The following is a 15,959-nucleotide window of genomic DNA, read 5'->3' on the forward strand; positions in this document are numbered from 1 at the left end:
TCAGCTGGTCGCGACGGCCGTGGCGGCGTCGTTCTGCCAGTACCCGAGGCGGACGTTCTCGAAGTCGACGGTGAGCTTCCCGCCGGGGGCGGCGACCTTGGCGGGGGCGCCGGAGGTGCCGGCGTCGGGGTCGGCGCCCTGGAGGTGGACGCCGAAGGAGGTGACGGCCTCCCCCTTGTTGGCGGAGGCGGCGCTGGAGGTCTGGATGCTCGCGTAGCCGGTGGCGCCGGGCTGGAGGCGGACGAGGGACTGCGGCTTGCTCTCCTCGTTCACCGGGGAGACGGCCTGCTGGTCCTCGCTGAAGCGGATCACGGGGTAGCCGTACAGGTCGCAGCTGGTGCTTGAGGTGTTGGTGACTTCGAGCATGAAGTGGTTGATCGGCCGGGCCATGGTCTTCGCGGTGAGCTTGACCATGGCGGTGGTGCACGCCGGTGCGGTCCCGTTGCCGGCCTTGCCGGAGGCCGCCGTGGTGGGGGCGGCGGACGGCTTCTTCGTCCCGCTCGGCGTGGCGGGCTTGCCGGCGCCGGCACTCGGGGCGGGGGTGCCGGTGTCCGGCGCCGCCCCGGCGGGGGCGCTGCCGGCGCCGGCCGCCGCGGCCGTTGTCACGCCGGTGTCCGAGGGGGAGTTGTCGGGCCCGCAGGCGGCCAGGGTCAGGACGCAGGCGGCGGTGAGCGTGAGGGCTGCGGAGCGGGCGCCGCGGAGGCGGAAGGACATGCTGGTCATCCCCTGAAGTCTGGCCGGACGGTGGCGATTGAAAGGCTGTCAGCCATTTGTCACGGCTCTGTTCCGGAGCTCCGTCCGATGTGCCACAAGGGGGTGTGCCCGTCCGCGGGGCGTCCCTGCCCGGCGTGCGACCGTGGTCACCTCCCGATCAGGCCGGGGCAGGGGCCCCATGAACGTGATGTTCACCGGCCAGGAGAAGTAGCCGACCCCTTCTTCCCGGTCTCAGTTCTCGAGCTCGGCGAGCCAGCGCAGGGCGCGCAGACCCGGCAGGAAGCAGTACTCGCCGCCCCGGGTGACGACGAAGCTCGGCAGGTTCCGCAGGCGGCGCCGGATGGGCCGCTCCGGGATGGTGACGCTGCCCGTCCCGTCGTGATGGCCGGCCACCGGGTCCTTTTCGCCCGGGTACCCGATGAAGTTGCCGTCGTTGACCCACTCGGACTTGATGAACTCGAACTGCCGGTCCAGGTGGGCGCAGATGAAGACCCCGATGAGGCCCCGGTCGGCGCCGTCGTCTTCGAGCACGCCCTCCGGCAGCGGCGGGCCGTAGCTGGTGCCGCGGCGGATGATGCGGTGCAGCCGGGCCTCCCCGACAATGGTGGAATCGCGCGGGTTCACCCGCCGGATATGCGCACTGGCAGGGCACTTGAAGCCGCGGTCGTCGTCTTTCCGGTAGAGGAAATCATTGTTGCGGCGCGGATCCGCGCCCAGGGCCGCGTCATCGTGCTCCGGGGAGAGGGTCAGCGGCGCCCCGCTCGGCCAGCGCCCGATCATCTTCGCCCCCAGGAGCGTCTCCTCCTCGGGGCTGGAGGTGTTCGCGCGCAAGTACTGGCGCCAGGCCGCCACTTTGGTGTGGAGCTTGCGGAGGGCGAGGTAGGTTCCGTTGCGCCCCAGGACCTCCGGCCGCGGCATGGGCGGCAGATTTCCGGTCTCATCGGGATAGCCGAGGATGAACTCGCCGGCCTTGACGGGGGTTTCCCGGGGATTGGAGCCGGGGATACCGCTTCCCTCGATGCTGGGATAGCTGATTCCGTCGCGAAAGCCGAAGTTGGTGCGCCCGGTGGGGAGCTGGTGGACCTCGTGCTGCCAGATCACCTCGACACCGGGCAGCTCCTTCTGGGCGGCGAGGGCTCGCTTCAGCGCGTTCTCCAGACGTGCCCCATCGGGTGAGAGCGCACTCAGCACGATATGAACATCGGGGCTTCCGAACGGTGGCTCCCAATGGGCCGGATCACTTTCGCCGGTGTCGCCGATCACGTCCGCGCGCGCCGCCATGCCCTGCTGGAACGCGAGGGGAAAGCTGTCGAGGGAGTCCTGGGGCACCCCGAGGGCTCGTAGTCCCTGGTAGGTGAAGGCCACGGCGACCCAGGCGTCTTGATTCGGGCCGGCACCGGGGAGTCCACGACCGATCGCCGGGAGCAGCCACCGCAGCAGGGCACGCCCGGCATGGCGGTCGTCGACGCGCAGGAAGAAGAACCTGCCCACGTACGGCGCCGGCCGGGGATGGAGCGCTCCACTCTGGATGTCGTCGATATCGAGACTCACACCGGGCACGCTGTTGCTTGTCGCCGAGTCCATGATTGCGGTGTCTCCCTGGTAGGTCTTCATGGGTAATAGCCTGGCTGGGAGACACCAGCACGGCATTTGTTTCGGGGCGCCGGGCCGCGGAGGGCGTGAGCTGTTCGCAGGCCTCAGCCCGCGGCTTCGTCGAGCAGCTTCTGGAAGGCCGGCGTGGCCAGCAGTGCCGCGTTGGCCGGATTGTCGAGTGCCGCCCGGAACTCGGGGGTGTCGAGCACTTCCTGGAACGCCTCGCTCACGCGTTGGTTCTTCCAGATCTGCTTGACGGTGAGTTCGGGGTAGGAACTGATGAAGGCGAGCGCAGGAGCCTGGTGGGCGACAAACCACTCCTTCGCCTTGGGGTCGGCAACGCCGGGGAATCCTTCCGAGTGCGAAAAGATCTTGTCGAAGTTCTTCCCGACGACCGTCGTGGCGAAGTCGTCGATGTAGGTGTCCCAGGACCCGTCGAAGACGCTGGCGAACATGAACCGTGTGTCGTTGTCGAAGATCACATGCCGCGCGTCGTGCAATGTGCCGATCTGTTGCAGCGCCGCTCGATTCGCCTTGGACGCGTTCCTGATACCGGCGAGCGTCTCGCGCAGCGCATCCGCGTGGCCCGGCTTGATCTTGGTATAGACGGTGAATTCGCTGCACACCCCATCCTTCAGGCCCGGCCGCTCCGGCTGGCTTGTCTCTGTCGCAGCCATCGGTGTCCCTCCTTATTCGCGCCTGTTCCTGGAGTCCGAATCCTCGTGCCTCGCCAACGTATGACCGTCCCAACGACCGTGCAACCGCAACCAGTGAGGGGTCTATTCGCCGGAAGTGGGAATTCCCGTCACCGGCCGTCCGCGCGGTCAGGAGACGAGGATGCTGATGCCGTCGCCGAGCAGTTTCGCCCCGAGGACGAAGAACAGGGCCGCCATCACGGCGGCGTTGTGCCGGGCGGTCCAGTCCTTCCAGCTGCTGAGCACGCTCGCCGCCCGCTCGCCCGCGAACAGCAGGACCGCGAGTGGGGCCAGAAGTCCGAGGGACCCGATGACCACGAAGACCGCCAGCGATGCGACCTGCTGCCCGACGGGCAGCCCGGCCGCGCTGATCGAGGATGCTGCGGCGATGGTCAGCGAGGCGTTTTTGACATTGGCCGCCGACAGGGCCAGCCCGAGACCGGTGATCTTGATCGGTGTGAAGCGGTCGATCGCCGCCATCCACTTCGGAAGCTGCGCCTCCGTGGCGGCGGTGGGGCGCCGACGCCACTGCCGCACACCGAACAGCACGAGCAGCAGTCCCAGCCCGGTCTTGAGGCCGCCCACCCAGGCCGCCGGCTGCTGGTGCCCGGTGGAGGCACCGCCCGACCCGCCGATCGCCAGCATCACCGCGCCCACCGCGGAGAGCCCCACGATCCAGCCGATGGTGAACAGCGGTCCGTTGAGCCGTCCCCGTGGCGTGACCAGCACCAGGATGACGGCGATGATCGGGAGCGGGCTGATCGCGACACCGGCCGCCAGGCCCAGCACATCACCGAGAACTTTGCCCATGGCGTCCTCCGGGCGGCGATCAGGGATGAACCGACCGGCCGGGCTCGGCCGAGCCGCCCCCGCCAAACTCCTCCGTGAGCTACCCGGCCGCGCGCCGGGCGGGCGGAGAACCCCTCCACAGACATCATCGACCGCCTCGGCAGGCCGCGCGACATCAACAACAGGCGAGCCGGGCGGCCGTGTTCACCGCGCGGCAGCCTGTCGGCCGTGCCTACGCTGGTGGTGACCAGAGGTTGCCGGCAATCGCCGAGCCCGCGGGCCGACGGCGGCCGTGTGCGTCGTACGGCTCCGGCTCCGAACGTCAGGCGCCGCTCTCACGGGCGGAGCCGCCGATGAGAAGTGGTCGACTCATGTCATCACGGTTCATCCCCTACACCCCGGACGTCGAGGTCGCCGAACCCGACTTCGACGACAAGCTCCGGACAGTGATCGGGAAGACGGAGCGGTACATCACCGAGTCGGTCACAGCCGAGGGCACCGGCCTTGCGGTGCGTGACGCCCACGCCAAGGGGTACGGACTCGTCAGGGGAGAAGTCGAGATCCTCGACGGGGTCCCCGCCGAGTACGCACAGGGCATCTACGCGACACCAGGGCGGCACGACGCGCTCCTGCGCTTCTCCAACGGCTCACCGCATACCGGAGCCGACGCGCGACTCGGCCGCGCGACCGGACTGGCGCTCAAGATCTTCGACGTCGACGGCCCGACCCTCCTGGACGACGAGCCCGACACCCGCACCTTCGACTACGCGCTCATCAACGCGCCGGTCTTCTTCTGCAACACCGTGGAGCACTACCTGTTCATCCAGGAGCTCTTCCTCGAAGCGCCCACCTATTTCGCCGCGGGGCCGCCCGGCCGGCATCGCTTCTACCGCGACTTCGTGACCGGCATGGGCACGCTGGACCAGGACGATTGGGCGTGGGACGAGTTCCTGGCCTTCCTCACCGTGGCACAGCGGCCCCTGGTGAACATTCTGCTGTCGACCTACTGGACGATGGGCGCGGTCCGGCACGGTGACCACATCGCCAAGGTGCGGATCGCCCCCGACCCCCGCTTCGCCGCCGCCGTGGTCCAGCGCACCCTCGACCTGACCTCGGCGGCAGAGGTCTTCCGGCCGGCTCTCGTCTCCGAACTGCGGGACCGGCCGTACGCGTTCGACATCCAGGTGCAGCTCTGCACCGGCCTGGACCGGATGCCGGTCGAGGACGTCACCGTCGAGTGGCCCGAGCAGCTGTCCCCGTTCGTCACCGTGGCCAGGCTGCGCCTCCCGCAGCAGGACATCTCGGACGAGGACAACCTCAGGAGGATGGACGCGCTCTCCTTCACCCCGTGGCGGGTGACAGCCGCACACGCGCCCCTCGGCAGCATCATGCGGGCGCGCAAGGAGGTCTACCGCCGCTCCTCCATCGTGCGTCACCGGCTCAATCGTCAGGAGCGCACGGAACCGCGCAGCGCCGACGAGGTGCTGCCGTAGAGCGGCCCTTACCGGAGCTGAACGAAGTGGGAAGTCGGAGGGGCCGACTTCCTGTGTCAGTGGGGGCGGGGGTGGAGGCGGGTGGGGTGCCAGGTGCTGTTGCGGCCGGCGGCTTCGCGGTAGGCGATGCGCTGGACGGCGGTGAGGAGGCGGTAGAGGGAGAGGACGGCGTCGGACTCGTCCGCCTCGAAGCCGAGATGGTGGATGAAGTGTTCGAGCTGGGGCCAGTCGAAGTCGTCGGGGGCCGGGGGGAGTTGGGTGGAGAGGTGGTGGCGTTCGGCGTGGGCGGTGAAGGCGGTGGAGACGGCGTAGTGGGTGGCGCTCAGGGCGTTGGCGAGCAGCATGTCGAGGGGTGGGGCGTCGGACATGACGGGGCTGCGCCTTTCCGAGGAGGGATGGGGTCGATCGTGGGCTCCTCACCGGCTGGTGAGGAGCCCACGGGCGTTGTGCGGGTCAGGCGTTGGGGTCGGCGTGGTGGTTGAACTCGCCGGCCTTGATGCCCTGGAGGAACTTGGCGAACTTCGTCGGGGAGGTGCGGACGATGACCTCGGCCGTGTCGGACTCGCGGATCTCGACTATGCCGTCGACGGTTCGGACCTCCACGCAGTCGTTGCCCGAGCCGCTGAACGAGGATTTCTGCCAGTCGATGCCGGACATCCCTAACCCTTCAAGGTTGTTGGGGCGGGGCATGAAGCACCCAAGGGAGCACACGAGCCCAGCGCCCTGTGCGGGCTGCAACGTTAGAGCCACCGTGCGTAGTGAATCAAGGGTGATACACAAATGGAGCGGCTCCTCACTCGGACGAGTGAGGAGCCGCAGGGCGGGCGCGGGTCAGCTGTTGAAGTCGGCGTAGTGGTCGAACTCGCCGGCCTTGGCGCCCTGGAGGAACTTGGCGAACTTCGTCGGGGAGGTGCGGACGATGACCTCGGCCGTGTCGGACTCGCGGATCTCGACCACGCCGTCGGCGGTGCGCACCTCCATGCATTCGCCACCCGAGCTGCTGAACGAGGACTTCTGCCAGCCGGTATTGATCATCTTTTACCCTTCACGTCTCGTGGGGTAGGGCAGGACTCGCCCATAGTGCACGGAGAGTCAGATGACTCGAGCACGCTGCAACGTTAGAGCCACCGTGCGTAGTGAATCAAGGGTGATACACAAAGCGGAGCGGCCCCTCGCTCGGACGAGTGAGGGGCCGCAGGGCGGGCGCGGGTTAGGCGTTGAGGTTGGCGTGGTGGTCGAACTCGCCGGCCTTGATGCCCTGGAGGAACTTGGCGAACTTCACCGCGGTGGTCTGAACGACGATCTCGCCCGTGTCGGACTCGCGGATCTCGACGATCCCATCCACGGTCCGGACTTCGACGCAGTTGTCGCTTGAGCTACTAAAGGAAGACTTCTGCCATTCGTTGGGAAACATTTCAATCCTTCAGGTTCTTTGCGGTCTCATTGATCAGCTCGCGTGACTCCTCCTCGTTGAGGGCTGCCTTCTCGATGCGTTTGAAGACGGCGCGATAACTTTCGAGCTCGTTCGGGGCATCGAAGAAGATAGGGCCTCGCGAGGACTCCATTTCCGCCGTGTCCAGTTCGGGTACCTCACCGAAGCTGTAGATGAGGCTCTCGATGGTTCCCGGGTAGGTGTGAGCCCTGAACGGAACCACGCGAATGCTGATGTTCTCCCGATGGGAGTCCTCGATCAAGCACTCCAGCTGCTGTTGGAGCACTGGGGTGCCGCCGAAGCGCGTAAGGAGGCACGACTCGTGAAGGTAGGCCTCCAGTCTCTTCTGGGGGTTCCGCATGAGGATGTTCCTGCGCTGGGTTCGAAACGCGGTGTATAGGCCGATCTCGTGAACTGTGAGGTCTGGGATCCTTCGGCTGAAAATCCCCTTCGAGTAATCGCTGGTTTGCAGAAGCCCTGGCAGGAATGTTGTGACCCACACCTTGATCGACCCGACGGCGAAGTCTTCGTGCTCTGCGGATTCCAGGAAGGTGCTTGGGAGTAGGCCGCGATAATCCTCCCACCAGCCCTTCGTTCGATCCTGTGTCATGTTGCCCAGCGTGCTAATGAGTGGATCGTTGAGGCACTTGCAGGCTCCGGCGATTGCCCGGATCCGTTGGCGGCTGACGCCAGCCTTGCCGTTCTCCATCTGGCTGATCTGACTCACATCGATGTCAAGGATTCTGGCGAGCTGGGGACCGCTGAGTGCCGCAGCCTCGCGGATCTTGCGCAGCTCGGCGCCGAGTCGGCGTTGCCTCAGCGTTGGGTGTCGGCGTGGCGGCATTGGTTCGTCCTTACGTGATGTGGGGCAAGTGTGCCGCGCGGTATGTGTCTTGGTCCACTGAGAGTCTCCTGATCCCCACTTGAGAGTGATGTTTGGCCGTCTAGGTCTCACATGCGGGACTCTTGCTATAGCGTCAGTCTCCGTCGGCACCCGATGAGCCGTCAGTAATGCCTGCTTCAAGGGCAGTAGGTACCTGCTGCCCAGGCACCGCAGAGCAGCCACACGTGGCCTCAACCAGTCACGCCCTGGCCTGGCTCACGGCGACGAGCCCGCCGACGCGCACTCATCCCAAACCCCCACGGAGGTCTCCCATGCGTGCCTTCAACCTGCCCGAACCGCCCGACTGGTCCGCTGCCCGCGCGGAGCTGAGTGACGCGATGTCCCTCGCCGGATGGCCGGACGACGCCATCTACGACGCCGAACTCGCCCTCCACGAGCTGTACTTCAACGCGTGGAAGCACGGCGGGAGCCCCGCGCCGACCGTCGTCATCCTCCTTCTCGAAGGCCGCAGCCTGCGTGTCTGCGTCAGCGACGACAACCCCGTGCTGCCCGAGCCGCGCGAGCCGACCGACCCGTACGCGCAGTCCGGCCGAGGCCTGCACCTGGTCCGCGAGCTCACCCACCGCTTCGGCACCACGCCCCGCAAGAACGGCAAAATCGTCTGGTTCGAGCTGGACGCCGCCGCGTGAACGACAACCGCGGCCGCCACCCGATCAAGCCCACCGACCCGCGCACCCGCGTCTACACCGAGGCCCAGATCGCCAGCCTGATCGCCGAAGTCCACGAGCGCGGCCGCAAGTTCGGCATCATCTTCCCGTCCGCCAGTACGGACCGGACCATGGACGGCCGGGTCCTCGTCAACTTCGGCACCGCGCCGTCCACCACTCTCCTCAACCTCCTGAACCTCCTCCTCGACGCCGGGCGGGGCGGTGACCCGTGGGAGTCGTGATCCCCCTCGCCACCTCCTCGACCCAGTCCGTGCACGTCGAGCGCACCACCGTCCCCTACCTCACCGTCGAACACGTCCCCGACGCCACCGTCCAGCTCCGCCTGGCCGTTGACCTCGACGTCCACGCGGGCCCCGGCGAACAGCTCGCCTTCCCGCTCACCCGCGACCAGGCCGAAGAGCTCCTTCACGGCCTCGCCGCCCACCTCGGCACCCGCGTCCTCGGAATCCGCCGATGAGGCCCGGCACCGCCGGCTTCCTCGTCGCCACCGCCTTCGCGGTCCTCCTCGCCCTCGCCATCCTCACCGTCGTCCTCGGCGTCATCACCGCCCTCAAGGTCCACGACGTCGAGGAGGCGGCCACCGACGACCCCAAGCCCGCGACCCGAGCCACCACCCGCGGCATACCCGTCTGATCCACCCGGTCGAGCGGGCCCCTCGCCCCACGAGGGGCCCGCCGGTCGTCCGCCCGGCCCCGACGGCCGTGGTGGAGCCGGGTGGATCGGCTCATGACGCGGTGCTCGTGGTGGTGCGGGCCAGGCGTCCGGGTCGGCGTGGTGGCCGAACTCACCGGCCTCGACGCCCTGGAGGAACTTGGCGCGCTTCGCCGGGGAGGTGCGGACGATGACCTCGCCCGTGTGCTCTCCGCCGGAACCAGAGCCTTCCACCGCGCCCACCCACGGGCCCACACCCGCGCTGTTCCGCCGACGGCGAAGACCGGCCCGACCGGGCCCGACCATCACTACAGTCCGGTCTCATGACGACAGTCACCACACGCACGGTCGAATACCCGGCCGACGGCCTGACGATGATCGGGCACCTCGCGCTCCCCGCCGGTGCTGATCGCCGGCCCGCAGTCCTGATCGGGCCCGAGGGGCCGGGCCTGAACGACTTCCAGCGCCGCCGGGCCGACGCCCTCGCCGAACTGGGCTACGTGGCACTGGCCTTCGACATCAACGGCGGGCGCTGGTTCACCGACCCGCAGGAGATGCTGGCGCACGTGACCCCGCTGCTCGCCGACCCCGACCGGATGCGGGGCATCGGCCACGCGGCACTCGACGTGCTGCGTGCCGAACCGCGGACCGACCCCGACCGGATCGCCGCCATCGGCTACGGCACCGGGGGCGCCATCGCGCTGGAACTCGGGCGCGACGGCGTCGACCTGCGGGCGATCGGGACGGTCAACGCACTGACCACGGGCCGACCGGGCGAGGCGGCGCGCATCCGTTGCCCCGTGTGGGCCGGGGTCGGATCGGAGGACCCGATCATGCCCGCCGGGCAACGGGACGCCTTCGCCGCCGAGATGCAGGCCGCGGGCGTCGACTGGCGCCTCGTGGTCTACGGCGGAGCCCAGCACGCCTTCCACCACCCCCCGGTCGACCAGACCGTGCTCCCCGGCGTCGGCCACCACCCGCGGCACGCGCAACGGGCCTGGCGCGACGTCGTCGACCTGCTCGCCGAGTGCCTGCCCGTGACGGAGTGAGCCAGGGCGTCAGGACTGCCATCGTCATGACGCGACAGCGGAGAAAGCGACATGGAGCCCGAGGCCCTGCATCACGGTAGTCGGCACCCACGTGACGGGCCGTGAAGGCGAAAGGCGACAGCGCTCGGTCACGCTTGCGTCTGTGGTTCCAGTTCATCGCCGGGCGGGATGAAGGTGTCGGCGCTGTCGGCGTCCTCGACAACTCCGTAGGCGTCGCCCGGGGTTCTCGAACGACCTGGCTTTTCGCGGAAGTCGCGATCTCGATAGGGGCAGAACCTCCGGCAGAGGGGGTCCTGGGTTCCGCGGGCGGTGTGGATCCGTGCGAATCGTCGGCCACCGCCCGCGGAGTAGAGGAGTGCCACCACCTGCGCGGTCTTGGCCCGCGGGCTCAGACGAGGGCGGCGGCCAGCAGGGCGAAGGCGGCGATGATGACGGCAACGCGGACGTAGTGGAAGCGGTTCCAGCGGTTCGTCTGCTCCTTCCAGTCCTCGGGCCGGTTCTCGGGGGTCCACGTCTTGCCCCGGTTGTTGATCGGGACGAGCAGCAGGAGCGACATGATCACGCTGAGGATCAGCAGCGCGGCGGCGGTGACGACGAGGCCGGTGCCGTGGTGGTGCCATCCGGCGATGGCCCAGACCGCGACGAGGACGAGCGAGCCGATGTACCAGACCGGCATCACGGCGCCGAGCATCCGGGCCCCGTGGGCGCGGCCGAGTTGGCCACTGTCACCGGGGAGTGCGTTGAGGATCGGGTTGATGACGAAGGCGACGGAGAACTCCACCCCCACCATCAGGCCGACGACCACGATGGTGAACACCCCGAGTGCGTTGAGCATGATGACCCCTCCTGGAATCTAGTGTTGCTAGCTGATGAGGCAACGCTAGTACTGCTGCCGCTTGCTTGTCTAGCGATGCTAGGATCGAGCCATGTCGGTACAGGAACGCAAGCAGCGCGAACGGGCGGAGCGCGAACGCCTCATCGTGGCAACGGCCCGCGAACTCGCCGAGCAGCAGGGCTGGGACGCGGTCACCACCCGCCGGCTCGCCGAGCGCATCGAATACAGCCAGCCCGTCCTCTACAGCCATTTCCGCGGCAAGCGCGAGATCATCGGCGCCGTCGCCCTCGAGGGTGCCGCCGAGATGGCCGCGGCGCTGCGGGCCGCGACCTCCGCCGCGGACGGCCCTCGCACCCGGGTCACCGCCCTCGCCCGCACTTACCTCGACTTCGCCGAGCGCAACCCGGCGGTCTACGACGCCATGTTCCAGCTCGACGGCGGCCTGGCGTTCGCACACGAGGACACCCCGGAGCCGCTGAAGGACGCCTTCGCCGCCCTGCTGGAAAGCCTCGGCGAGGTTGCCGGGGACGGCGTCCACCCGGCACTGTTCACCGAGGTGTTCTGGGCGGCCCTGCACGGGCTGGCCACCCTGACCCGGGCGGGACGGCTGCCGCCGGCGGACGCCGAGCGGAGGGTGGAGCTGCTGGTGGACCGGCTCGCCATGGTCTGACCCACCGTCCGAACGGGCGGGCAGCCGGGGTCTTCCGGCCCGGCTGCCGGCCTACGGCATCGCTTCTGGTCACTCGCGCCCACGCGGCGCAGCCGCAGATCGCTTCGATTCACATGGCTGTTGTGCCACGGTCGTCGGAGGCCTGCGAACCGGGGAAGAGCCGACCGAGGTGGTAGTGCAGGACGGCGGTCGCGTCGTCCGCCGTCCGCTGCCCGAGCAGGACGCTGAGGCCGAGGCCGGCCGAGGCCGCCATGAGGACGACGGCCTCCTGGCGGGCGTCCAGCCGCGGATCGGTGTCGCCGGCCTGTCGGGCGTCGGTCAGGAGGCCGGCCAGGAAGTCCTCCATCTCGTTGGGCGCCGCGAGGAACGACTGGCCGGCGAGTGCGGGGTCGGTGACGGAGAGCACCGCGTACTCGGTGTGGACGAGGTGGAAGGTCTGGCTCTCCTCGTCGGTCGGTACGGCTTCGAGCAGGACCGCCTCGACGATGTCGCGCGGAGCCGGCGAGGGCCCGGCCGTTCTCACCCGGTCGCGGACCCGCTCGCCCATGCGCACGGCCAGGCGGGTCATCGCGGCGAGCAGGAGTTGTTCCTTGGTGTCGAAGTAGTACTGCACGAGCCGCACCGAGACACCCGCCTCGATCGCGACGGACCGCATGGTGACGGCATGCAGCCCGGTGTCCGCCGCCGTGCGGAGCAGGGCGTCGATGATGTGGGCTCGCCGCTCCTCGTGATCCACCAGCTTCGGCACCGGACCTCCTTCGAATATTTTTATGGTACAAACATACCATCAAGCCCTGTTGTTTCGTGCACCGGGAGGGATCATGACCAGGACAGGCGTCGGCCACTTCGTCAGCGAGGAAGCCCGGACGAAGTTCCTTGAGGCATACGACCGGGCGATGGAACTGTGGCCGCGCCCCCGCCGGGAACTCGATGTCGAAACCGCCTACGGCACCGTCCACGTCCACCACTACGGGCCCGGGACCGGCGAACCGATCGTGCTGCTGCACGGCCACGCCGGACACGCGTCCAACTGGTACCCGCAGATCGCCGCCCTGGGCGAGCACCACCCGGTCTACGCGATCGACACGCTGGACGACCCCGGCCGCAGCGTTCAGCGCGCCGTCGCAACGGGATCCAGGGAGAACGCCGCCTGGCTCGGCGAGGTCTTCGCCGGCCTCGGACTGGAAAAGATCCACCTGGTCGGCTTGTCCTACGGTGGGTGGCTGGCCCTCAACCAGGCCGTCCACGCACCCGAGCGCCTCGCCTCGATCGCACCGCTGGACCCGGGCGGCATCGAGAAGGTCCCCGCCCGGTTCTACGCGCACATGATCGGGGGCCTGTTCGGAATGCTCGCCCCGCGGCGCTTCCGCCCCGCGCTGGGGCGCCTGCTCGCCAACCCCGCACTCGGCTCACCGCCCGAGATGATCGCCCCCCTGATGCTGGGCATGCGGACCTACAAGCCGAACACCCGCCCCGCGGCCAGGCCGTTCACCGACGCGGAGCTGAGCTCCATCGAGCTGCCCACCCTCGTCCTGCTGGGCAGCCGCAGCGCCCTCCTCCGGCCGCGCCAGGCCCTCAAGAGGGTCACCGCGCTGATCCCGGGAGTCCGGGCCGAGATCGTGCAACGGGCCGGCCACGGACTCAACCTGGACCGCCCCGACCTGGTCAATGAACACCTGCTGCGGTTCATCGCCTCCTGCCGGCAGGAGACACGGAGCCAGTAGCCGGGCAGGGGCGGTTCGCCGCCGGGCGGATGAGTTCGGAGTCGCTGGGCCGGGGTGGTCGTCCCATCCGTCGAGTTCCTCCGGTCCCGTCGCCGGCCTTCACATAAAGTGGGGTCGAGAGGGTCTCCAAGTCGGGCGTCACAACCGGATCTTGGAGGCCTTCGCCACGTCCGTACGCCCGAAGTCCCGGCCTGTCGCTCGTATGAGCCCGGCCGCGCGTTGACCGAACGGAGCCCGACCGCCATGCCGGACACAACCTCCACCAGCCCCGGCCCTCGTGAGATCCTGGCCCGCTACCAGCGGGCGATGCTGGACAAGTCCGCGGACGACCTGGCCGATCTGTACGCGGTCGACGCCGTCCACGAGTTCCCGTTCCTGTCCCCCGGCATGCCCGCGCGCTACCAGGGGAGCGAAGAGGTCCGCGCGGGCTACCGAGCGGCCTGGGGCGCGAGCCCGGTGCAGCCGAGGGAGATCCACGAAGTCGCCGTGCACGAGAGCACCGACCCCGAGGTGATCACCGTCGAGCAGGTCGTCACCGGGACCGTGGCCACCACCGGCCAGACCTTCAGCGTTCCCGGCCTCCTGGTGCTCCGGGTCCGCAACGGCCGGATCGTCCATGTCCGCGACTACATGGACGGGCTCGGCGTGGCCCACACCATGGGTCGACTGGACGCCGTGGTCGCCAGTCTCGGCGACCGCCGCTGAAGCCCTGACTTCGGACTCATTCGTCTGGAAACCGCCAGGTCTCCGACGCTCCCACGAGGGGCCCGTCGTTCCCCGGTGGGGCGCGACTCGGCCTCCGGCTGCGCGCAGCCGGAGGCCGCCGCCCGGTTCCTGCCGTTCCCCACGGCGGGACGGCCGCCTCCGGCGACGGGAGCGAGGACCCCGGGGTGGCGGGCCGACACCCGTGACACCCCCGCCCATCGGCCGGTCGGGTGGTAGCCCGTTGAGCGCGGCGTGGTCGCCCATCGGCGTTCGCCCCCGCGCGGTACTCCTTCTCTCGGCCTCAACCCACCTCCACCCCAAGGCAGGTACCCCCGTGACCACGTCCCCCGCCCGGGTCGGCCGGCTGGCCACGGCGGCGCCGGTGTTCCCCCTCGCCCGCCCCGACCAGCCGCCACGACGCCAACTTCCGCGGGACCGCGGGTGGATGCCGACCGCGATTACCGCCCTCCGCGACCGTACCGGCGCCACCGCATGACCGACCCGACCCCGCTGGACCTGCTCGCGGCCGCCCGGTGGGACCTCCTGCCGGGCCGGGCCTGGGCCGGTCTGGCGAACCCGTGCACCGGCGGCATCGTCCACCCCTACCGAGTCCGCGGCGAACTCTGCCGGACCAGGCGGGAGGTGTTCTACGAGTGGGCCAAAGCCCTGTCGTTCCCGGCCTACTTCGGCCACAACTGGGACGCCTTCGAGGAATGCCTCGCCGACATCCGCTACCCGCCCCGGCAGTCGGACCCGGCCGGGCTGCTGATCCTGGTGAGCGGCGCCGAGGCCGTCCTCGTCGACGAGCCGGTCCGCGAGCTGACGATCCTGCTCCAGGTCCTCGACACGGCCGCCACCGACGAGGGCCCGTCCCTGCGGGTGCTGTTCCTCAGCGACGATCCCGACGCCGTGGAACGACGGCTGCGCGCGGCGACCCGGGCCATGTGAGCGCTCTGCGCGGGCTGACCTCCGGCGGTACGCGACCGGTGGGACCCCTTCGCGCGGGCGGGTCAGCCCGCGGCCCCTGCCGCAGGCCGGACCGCGACCGCGTCGATCTCGAAGAGCATCCCCGGCAGGGCGAGCGAGGCGACCCCGCTGAGCGTCTGCGCGGGCAGCCGGTCGCCCCAGGCCCCGGCCAGGGCCCTGCCGAGGACGGCCAGCTTCTCCAGGTCGTGGTCGACGATGTACGAGCCGAGCCGGACGACGTGCTCGAAGCCGAGGCCGACCCCGGCGAGCGCGGTGCGCAGGTTGGCGAGGGCGAGCTCCACCTGGGCGGCGAAGTCGCCGGGCACGACCTGGCCGGTGGCGTCGGAGGCGTACTGGCCGCCGATGAACACCGGTTCGCCGGGCGCGGAGGCGGCGTGGCTGTAGCCGAACGGCGTCGGGTCGTGCAGGCCGGGCGGGTTGGTGATGGTGCGGGTGTCGGTCACGGGGTTCCTCCCCTGTTGTCGGGCCGGGCCCGGTGCCGGGCGGTCTACGGCTCGGACCGGGCGGCTTCCTCCCGGGCGTCGCGCCAACTCGGCGACTCCAGGAAGTGGTTGTCGAAGAGGTCCTGCTTGGCGAGCAGCTCCTCGACCGTCGCCTCGCCCGCGCGGATGCGCTCCAGCAGGCGGAAGTAGTCGAAGCGCTCCACCCCGGGGGTGATCACGATCAGCAGGTCCGCCCCGGAGTCCGGCGCCGCCGCGAAGGCGTGCGGCAGATGGGGCGGCACCACCACGAGGTCGCCGCTCCGGGCGGTGACCACCTCGTTCCCGACCAGCACCTGGGCCGAGCCGTCGACGACGAAGAACAGCTCCGAGGAACCCCCGTGGTAGTGCGGAGTGGCGCCGTCCTTTCCGCGCCCCAGCGTGACGCGCAGGGTGCTCAGGGCGCCGCCGGTGGCGCTGGAGTCCGCCAGCAGCCGCCCCTTGCCGCCGAGCATTCCGACGGTCTCGGCTTCGTCGCCCCGCACCACCACGGCTTCCGGTCCGATCAACGTCATTGGCCTCTCCCCACAGTGAGCGCTCCGATAGTTCCCTGGCTGATAGTACTGCGTCT

At 69.4% G+C, this 15,959-nt stretch carries 23 protein-coding genes; 10 read left to right on the plus strand and 13 right to left on the minus strand.

Going from position 1 to position 15,959, the window contains the following annotated elements:
* From ACIO5D_RS06680 to ACIO5D_RS06695, 4 genes are all read right to left on the minus strand, one after another.
* Nucleotides 1-723 (minus strand): DUF4232 domain-containing protein, encoded by a 723-nt coding sequence (locus ACIO5D_RS06680; RefSeq protein ID WP_400756079.1) that lies wholly within the window; start codon nt 721-723, stop codon nt 1-3.
* Nucleotides 724-945: 222 nt separating this feature from the next.
* On the minus strand, nt 946-2,328 hold the full coding sequence (locus tag ACIO5D_RS06685; RefSeq protein WP_400794093.1) for a Dyp-type peroxidase: 1,383 nt from the start codon (nt 2,326-2,328) through the stop codon (nt 946-948).
* A gap of 83 nt (nt 2,329-2,411) precedes the next feature.
* Nucleotides 2,412-2,984, minus strand: coding sequence for a hypothetical protein (locus ACIO5D_RS06690; RefSeq protein WP_400794095.1), 573 nt, complete (start codon nt 2,982-2,984; stop codon nt 2,412-2,414).
* A 147-nt stretch (nt 2,985-3,131) separates the two neighbouring features.
* Nucleotides 3,132-3,812 carry a GAP family protein gene (locus tag ACIO5D_RS06695; RefSeq protein WP_400794097.1) on the minus strand — a complete coding sequence of 227 codons (681 nt, stop codon included), beginning with the start codon at nt 3,810-3,812 and terminating at the stop codon, nt 3,132-3,134.
* 350 nt (nt 3,813-4,162) lie between these two features.
* Between ACIO5D_RS06695 and ACIO5D_RS06700 the strand changes: the two genes are divergently transcribed.
* Nucleotides 4,163-5,284 carry a catalase family protein gene (locus tag ACIO5D_RS06700; protein WP_400794099.1) on the plus strand — a complete coding sequence of 374 codons (1,122 nt, stop codon included), beginning with the start codon at nt 4,163-4,165 and terminating at the stop codon, nt 5,282-5,284.
* 56 nt (nt 5,285-5,340) lie between these two features.
* Here the strand turns inward: ACIO5D_RS06700 and ACIO5D_RS06705 are convergent, their stop codons facing one another.
* The 5 genes from ACIO5D_RS06705 to ACIO5D_RS06725 all read right to left on the minus strand — a co-directional run bounded on the left by ACIO5D_RS06705 (nt 5,341) and on the right by ACIO5D_RS06725 (nt 7,560).
* Entirely contained in the window at nt 5,341-5,652 is a 312-nt protein-coding gene (locus ACIO5D_RS06705) for a hypothetical protein (protein ID WP_363605763.1), read from the minus strand.
* A gap of 85 nt (nt 5,653-5,737) precedes the next feature.
* Nucleotides 5,738-5,941, minus strand: coding sequence for a DUF397 domain-containing protein (locus tag ACIO5D_RS06710; protein WP_400794102.1), 204 nt, complete (start codon nt 5,939-5,941; stop codon nt 5,738-5,740).
* A 174-nt stretch (nt 5,942-6,115) separates the two neighbouring features.
* Nucleotides 6,116-6,319 carry a DUF397 domain-containing protein gene (locus ACIO5D_RS06715; protein WP_400794103.1) on the minus strand — a complete coding sequence of 68 codons (204 nt, stop codon included), beginning with the start codon at nt 6,317-6,319 and terminating at the stop codon, nt 6,116-6,118.
* Nucleotides 6,320-6,494: 175 nt separating this feature from the next.
* Complete coding sequence (locus ACIO5D_RS06720; RefSeq protein ID WP_400794105.1) at nt 6,495-6,698, minus strand: DUF397 domain-containing protein; 204 nt, start codon at nt 6,696-6,698, stop codon at nt 6,495-6,497.
* Between the two features lies 1 nt (nt 6,699).
* Complete coding sequence (locus ACIO5D_RS06725; RefSeq protein ID WP_400794107.1) at nt 6,700-7,560, minus strand: helix-turn-helix domain-containing protein; 861 nt, start codon at nt 7,558-7,560, stop codon at nt 6,700-6,702.
* 311 nt (nt 7,561-7,871) lie between these two features.
* Here ACIO5D_RS06725 and ACIO5D_RS06730 point away from each other — a divergent pair, with 311 nt between their 5' ends.
* From ACIO5D_RS06730 to ACIO5D_RS06750, 5 genes are all read left to right on the plus strand, one after another.
* Nucleotides 7,872-8,249, plus strand: a complete 378-nt coding sequence (locus ACIO5D_RS06730; RefSeq protein ID WP_363605769.1) for an ATP-binding protein — start codon at nt 7,872-7,874, stop codon at nt 8,247-8,249.
* On the plus strand, nt 8,246-8,509 hold the full coding sequence (locus tag ACIO5D_RS06735; protein ID WP_400794110.1) for a hypothetical protein: 264 nt from the start codon (nt 8,246-8,248) through the stop codon (nt 8,507-8,509). Before ACIO5D_RS06730 ends, ACIO5D_RS06735 begins: the two co-directional genes overlap by 4 nt.
* The gene (locus tag ACIO5D_RS06740; RefSeq protein WP_400794112.1) at nt 8,497-8,745 is read left to right on the plus strand and encodes a hypothetical protein; all 249 of its coding nucleotides are present in this window, start codon (nt 8,497-8,499) and stop codon (nt 8,743-8,745) included. Before ACIO5D_RS06735 ends, ACIO5D_RS06740 begins: the two co-directional genes overlap by 13 nt.
* Complete coding sequence (locus tag ACIO5D_RS06745) at nt 8,742-8,921, plus strand: hypothetical protein (protein ID WP_400794114.1); 180 nt, start codon at nt 8,742-8,744, stop codon at nt 8,919-8,921. Before ACIO5D_RS06740 ends, ACIO5D_RS06745 begins: the two co-directional genes overlap by 4 nt.
* A 341-nt stretch (nt 8,922-9,262) precedes the next feature.
* Nucleotides 9,263-9,988, plus strand: coding sequence for a dienelactone hydrolase family protein (locus ACIO5D_RS06750; RefSeq protein WP_400794116.1), 726 nt, complete (start codon nt 9,263-9,265; stop codon nt 9,986-9,988).
* A 388-nt stretch (nt 9,989-10,376) separates the two neighbouring features.
* Here the strand turns inward: ACIO5D_RS06750 and ACIO5D_RS06755 are convergent, their stop codons facing one another.
* On the minus strand, nt 10,377-10,823 hold the full coding sequence (locus tag ACIO5D_RS06755; RefSeq protein WP_363605777.1) for a DUF1772 domain-containing protein: 447 nt from the start codon (nt 10,821-10,823) through the stop codon (nt 10,377-10,379).
* A gap of 91 nt (nt 10,824-10,914) precedes the next feature.
* On the opposite strand from ACIO5D_RS06755, the gene ACIO5D_RS06760 reads away from it, so the two are divergent.
* Entirely contained in the window at nt 10,915-11,493 is a 579-nt protein-coding gene (locus ACIO5D_RS06760) for a TetR/AcrR family transcriptional regulator (protein ID WP_400653262.1), read from the plus strand.
* A 109-nt stretch (nt 11,494-11,602) separates the two neighbouring features.
* Here the strand turns inward: ACIO5D_RS06760 and ACIO5D_RS06765 are convergent, their stop codons facing one another.
* Nucleotides 11,603-12,241: a TetR/AcrR family transcriptional regulator gene (locus tag ACIO5D_RS06765; protein WP_400794119.1), complete on the minus strand. Its 639-nt coding sequence runs from the start codon at nt 12,239-12,241 to the stop codon at nt 11,603-11,605.
* A gap of 73 nt (nt 12,242-12,314) precedes the next feature.
* Here ACIO5D_RS06765 and ACIO5D_RS06770 point away from each other — a divergent pair, with 73 nt between their 5' ends.
* The 3 genes from ACIO5D_RS06770 to ACIO5D_RS06780 all read left to right on the plus strand — a co-directional run bounded on the left by ACIO5D_RS06770 (nt 12,315) and on the right by ACIO5D_RS06780 (nt 14,870).
* Nucleotides 12,315-13,217 carry an alpha/beta fold hydrolase gene (locus tag ACIO5D_RS06770; RefSeq protein WP_400794121.1) on the plus strand — a complete coding sequence of 301 codons (903 nt, stop codon included), beginning with the start codon at nt 12,315-12,317 and terminating at the stop codon, nt 13,215-13,217.
* 243 nt (nt 13,218-13,460) lie between these two features.
* On the plus strand, nt 13,461-13,922 hold the full coding sequence (locus ACIO5D_RS06775; RefSeq protein ID WP_400794123.1) for a nuclear transport factor 2 family protein: 462 nt from the start codon (nt 13,461-13,463) through the stop codon (nt 13,920-13,922).
* A gap of 492 nt (nt 13,923-14,414) precedes the next feature.
* Complete coding sequence (locus ACIO5D_RS06780; RefSeq protein ID WP_400794125.1) at nt 14,415-14,870, plus strand: barstar family protein; 456 nt, start codon at nt 14,415-14,417, stop codon at nt 14,868-14,870.
* Between the two features lie 62 nt (nt 14,871-14,932).
* Here ACIO5D_RS06780 and ACIO5D_RS06785 read toward each other — a convergent pair whose 3' ends face one another.
* Nucleotides 14,933-15,352: a RidA family protein gene (locus ACIO5D_RS06785; protein WP_400794127.1), complete on the minus strand. Its 420-nt coding sequence runs from the start codon at nt 15,350-15,352 to the stop codon at nt 14,933-14,935.
* A gap of 44 nt (nt 15,353-15,396) precedes the next feature.
* A complete protein-coding gene (locus tag ACIO5D_RS06790; RefSeq protein ID WP_063352400.1) occupies nt 15,397-15,903 on the minus strand; it encodes a cupin domain-containing protein in 507 nt (168 codons plus the stop codon).
* Between the last annotated feature and the right edge of the window lie 56 nt (nt 15,904-15,959).

This window comes from Kitasatospora sp. NPDC087315 (assembly GCF_044744345.1).
Lineage (GTDB): Bacteria > Actinomycetota > Actinomycetes > Streptomycetales > Streptomycetaceae > Kitasatospora.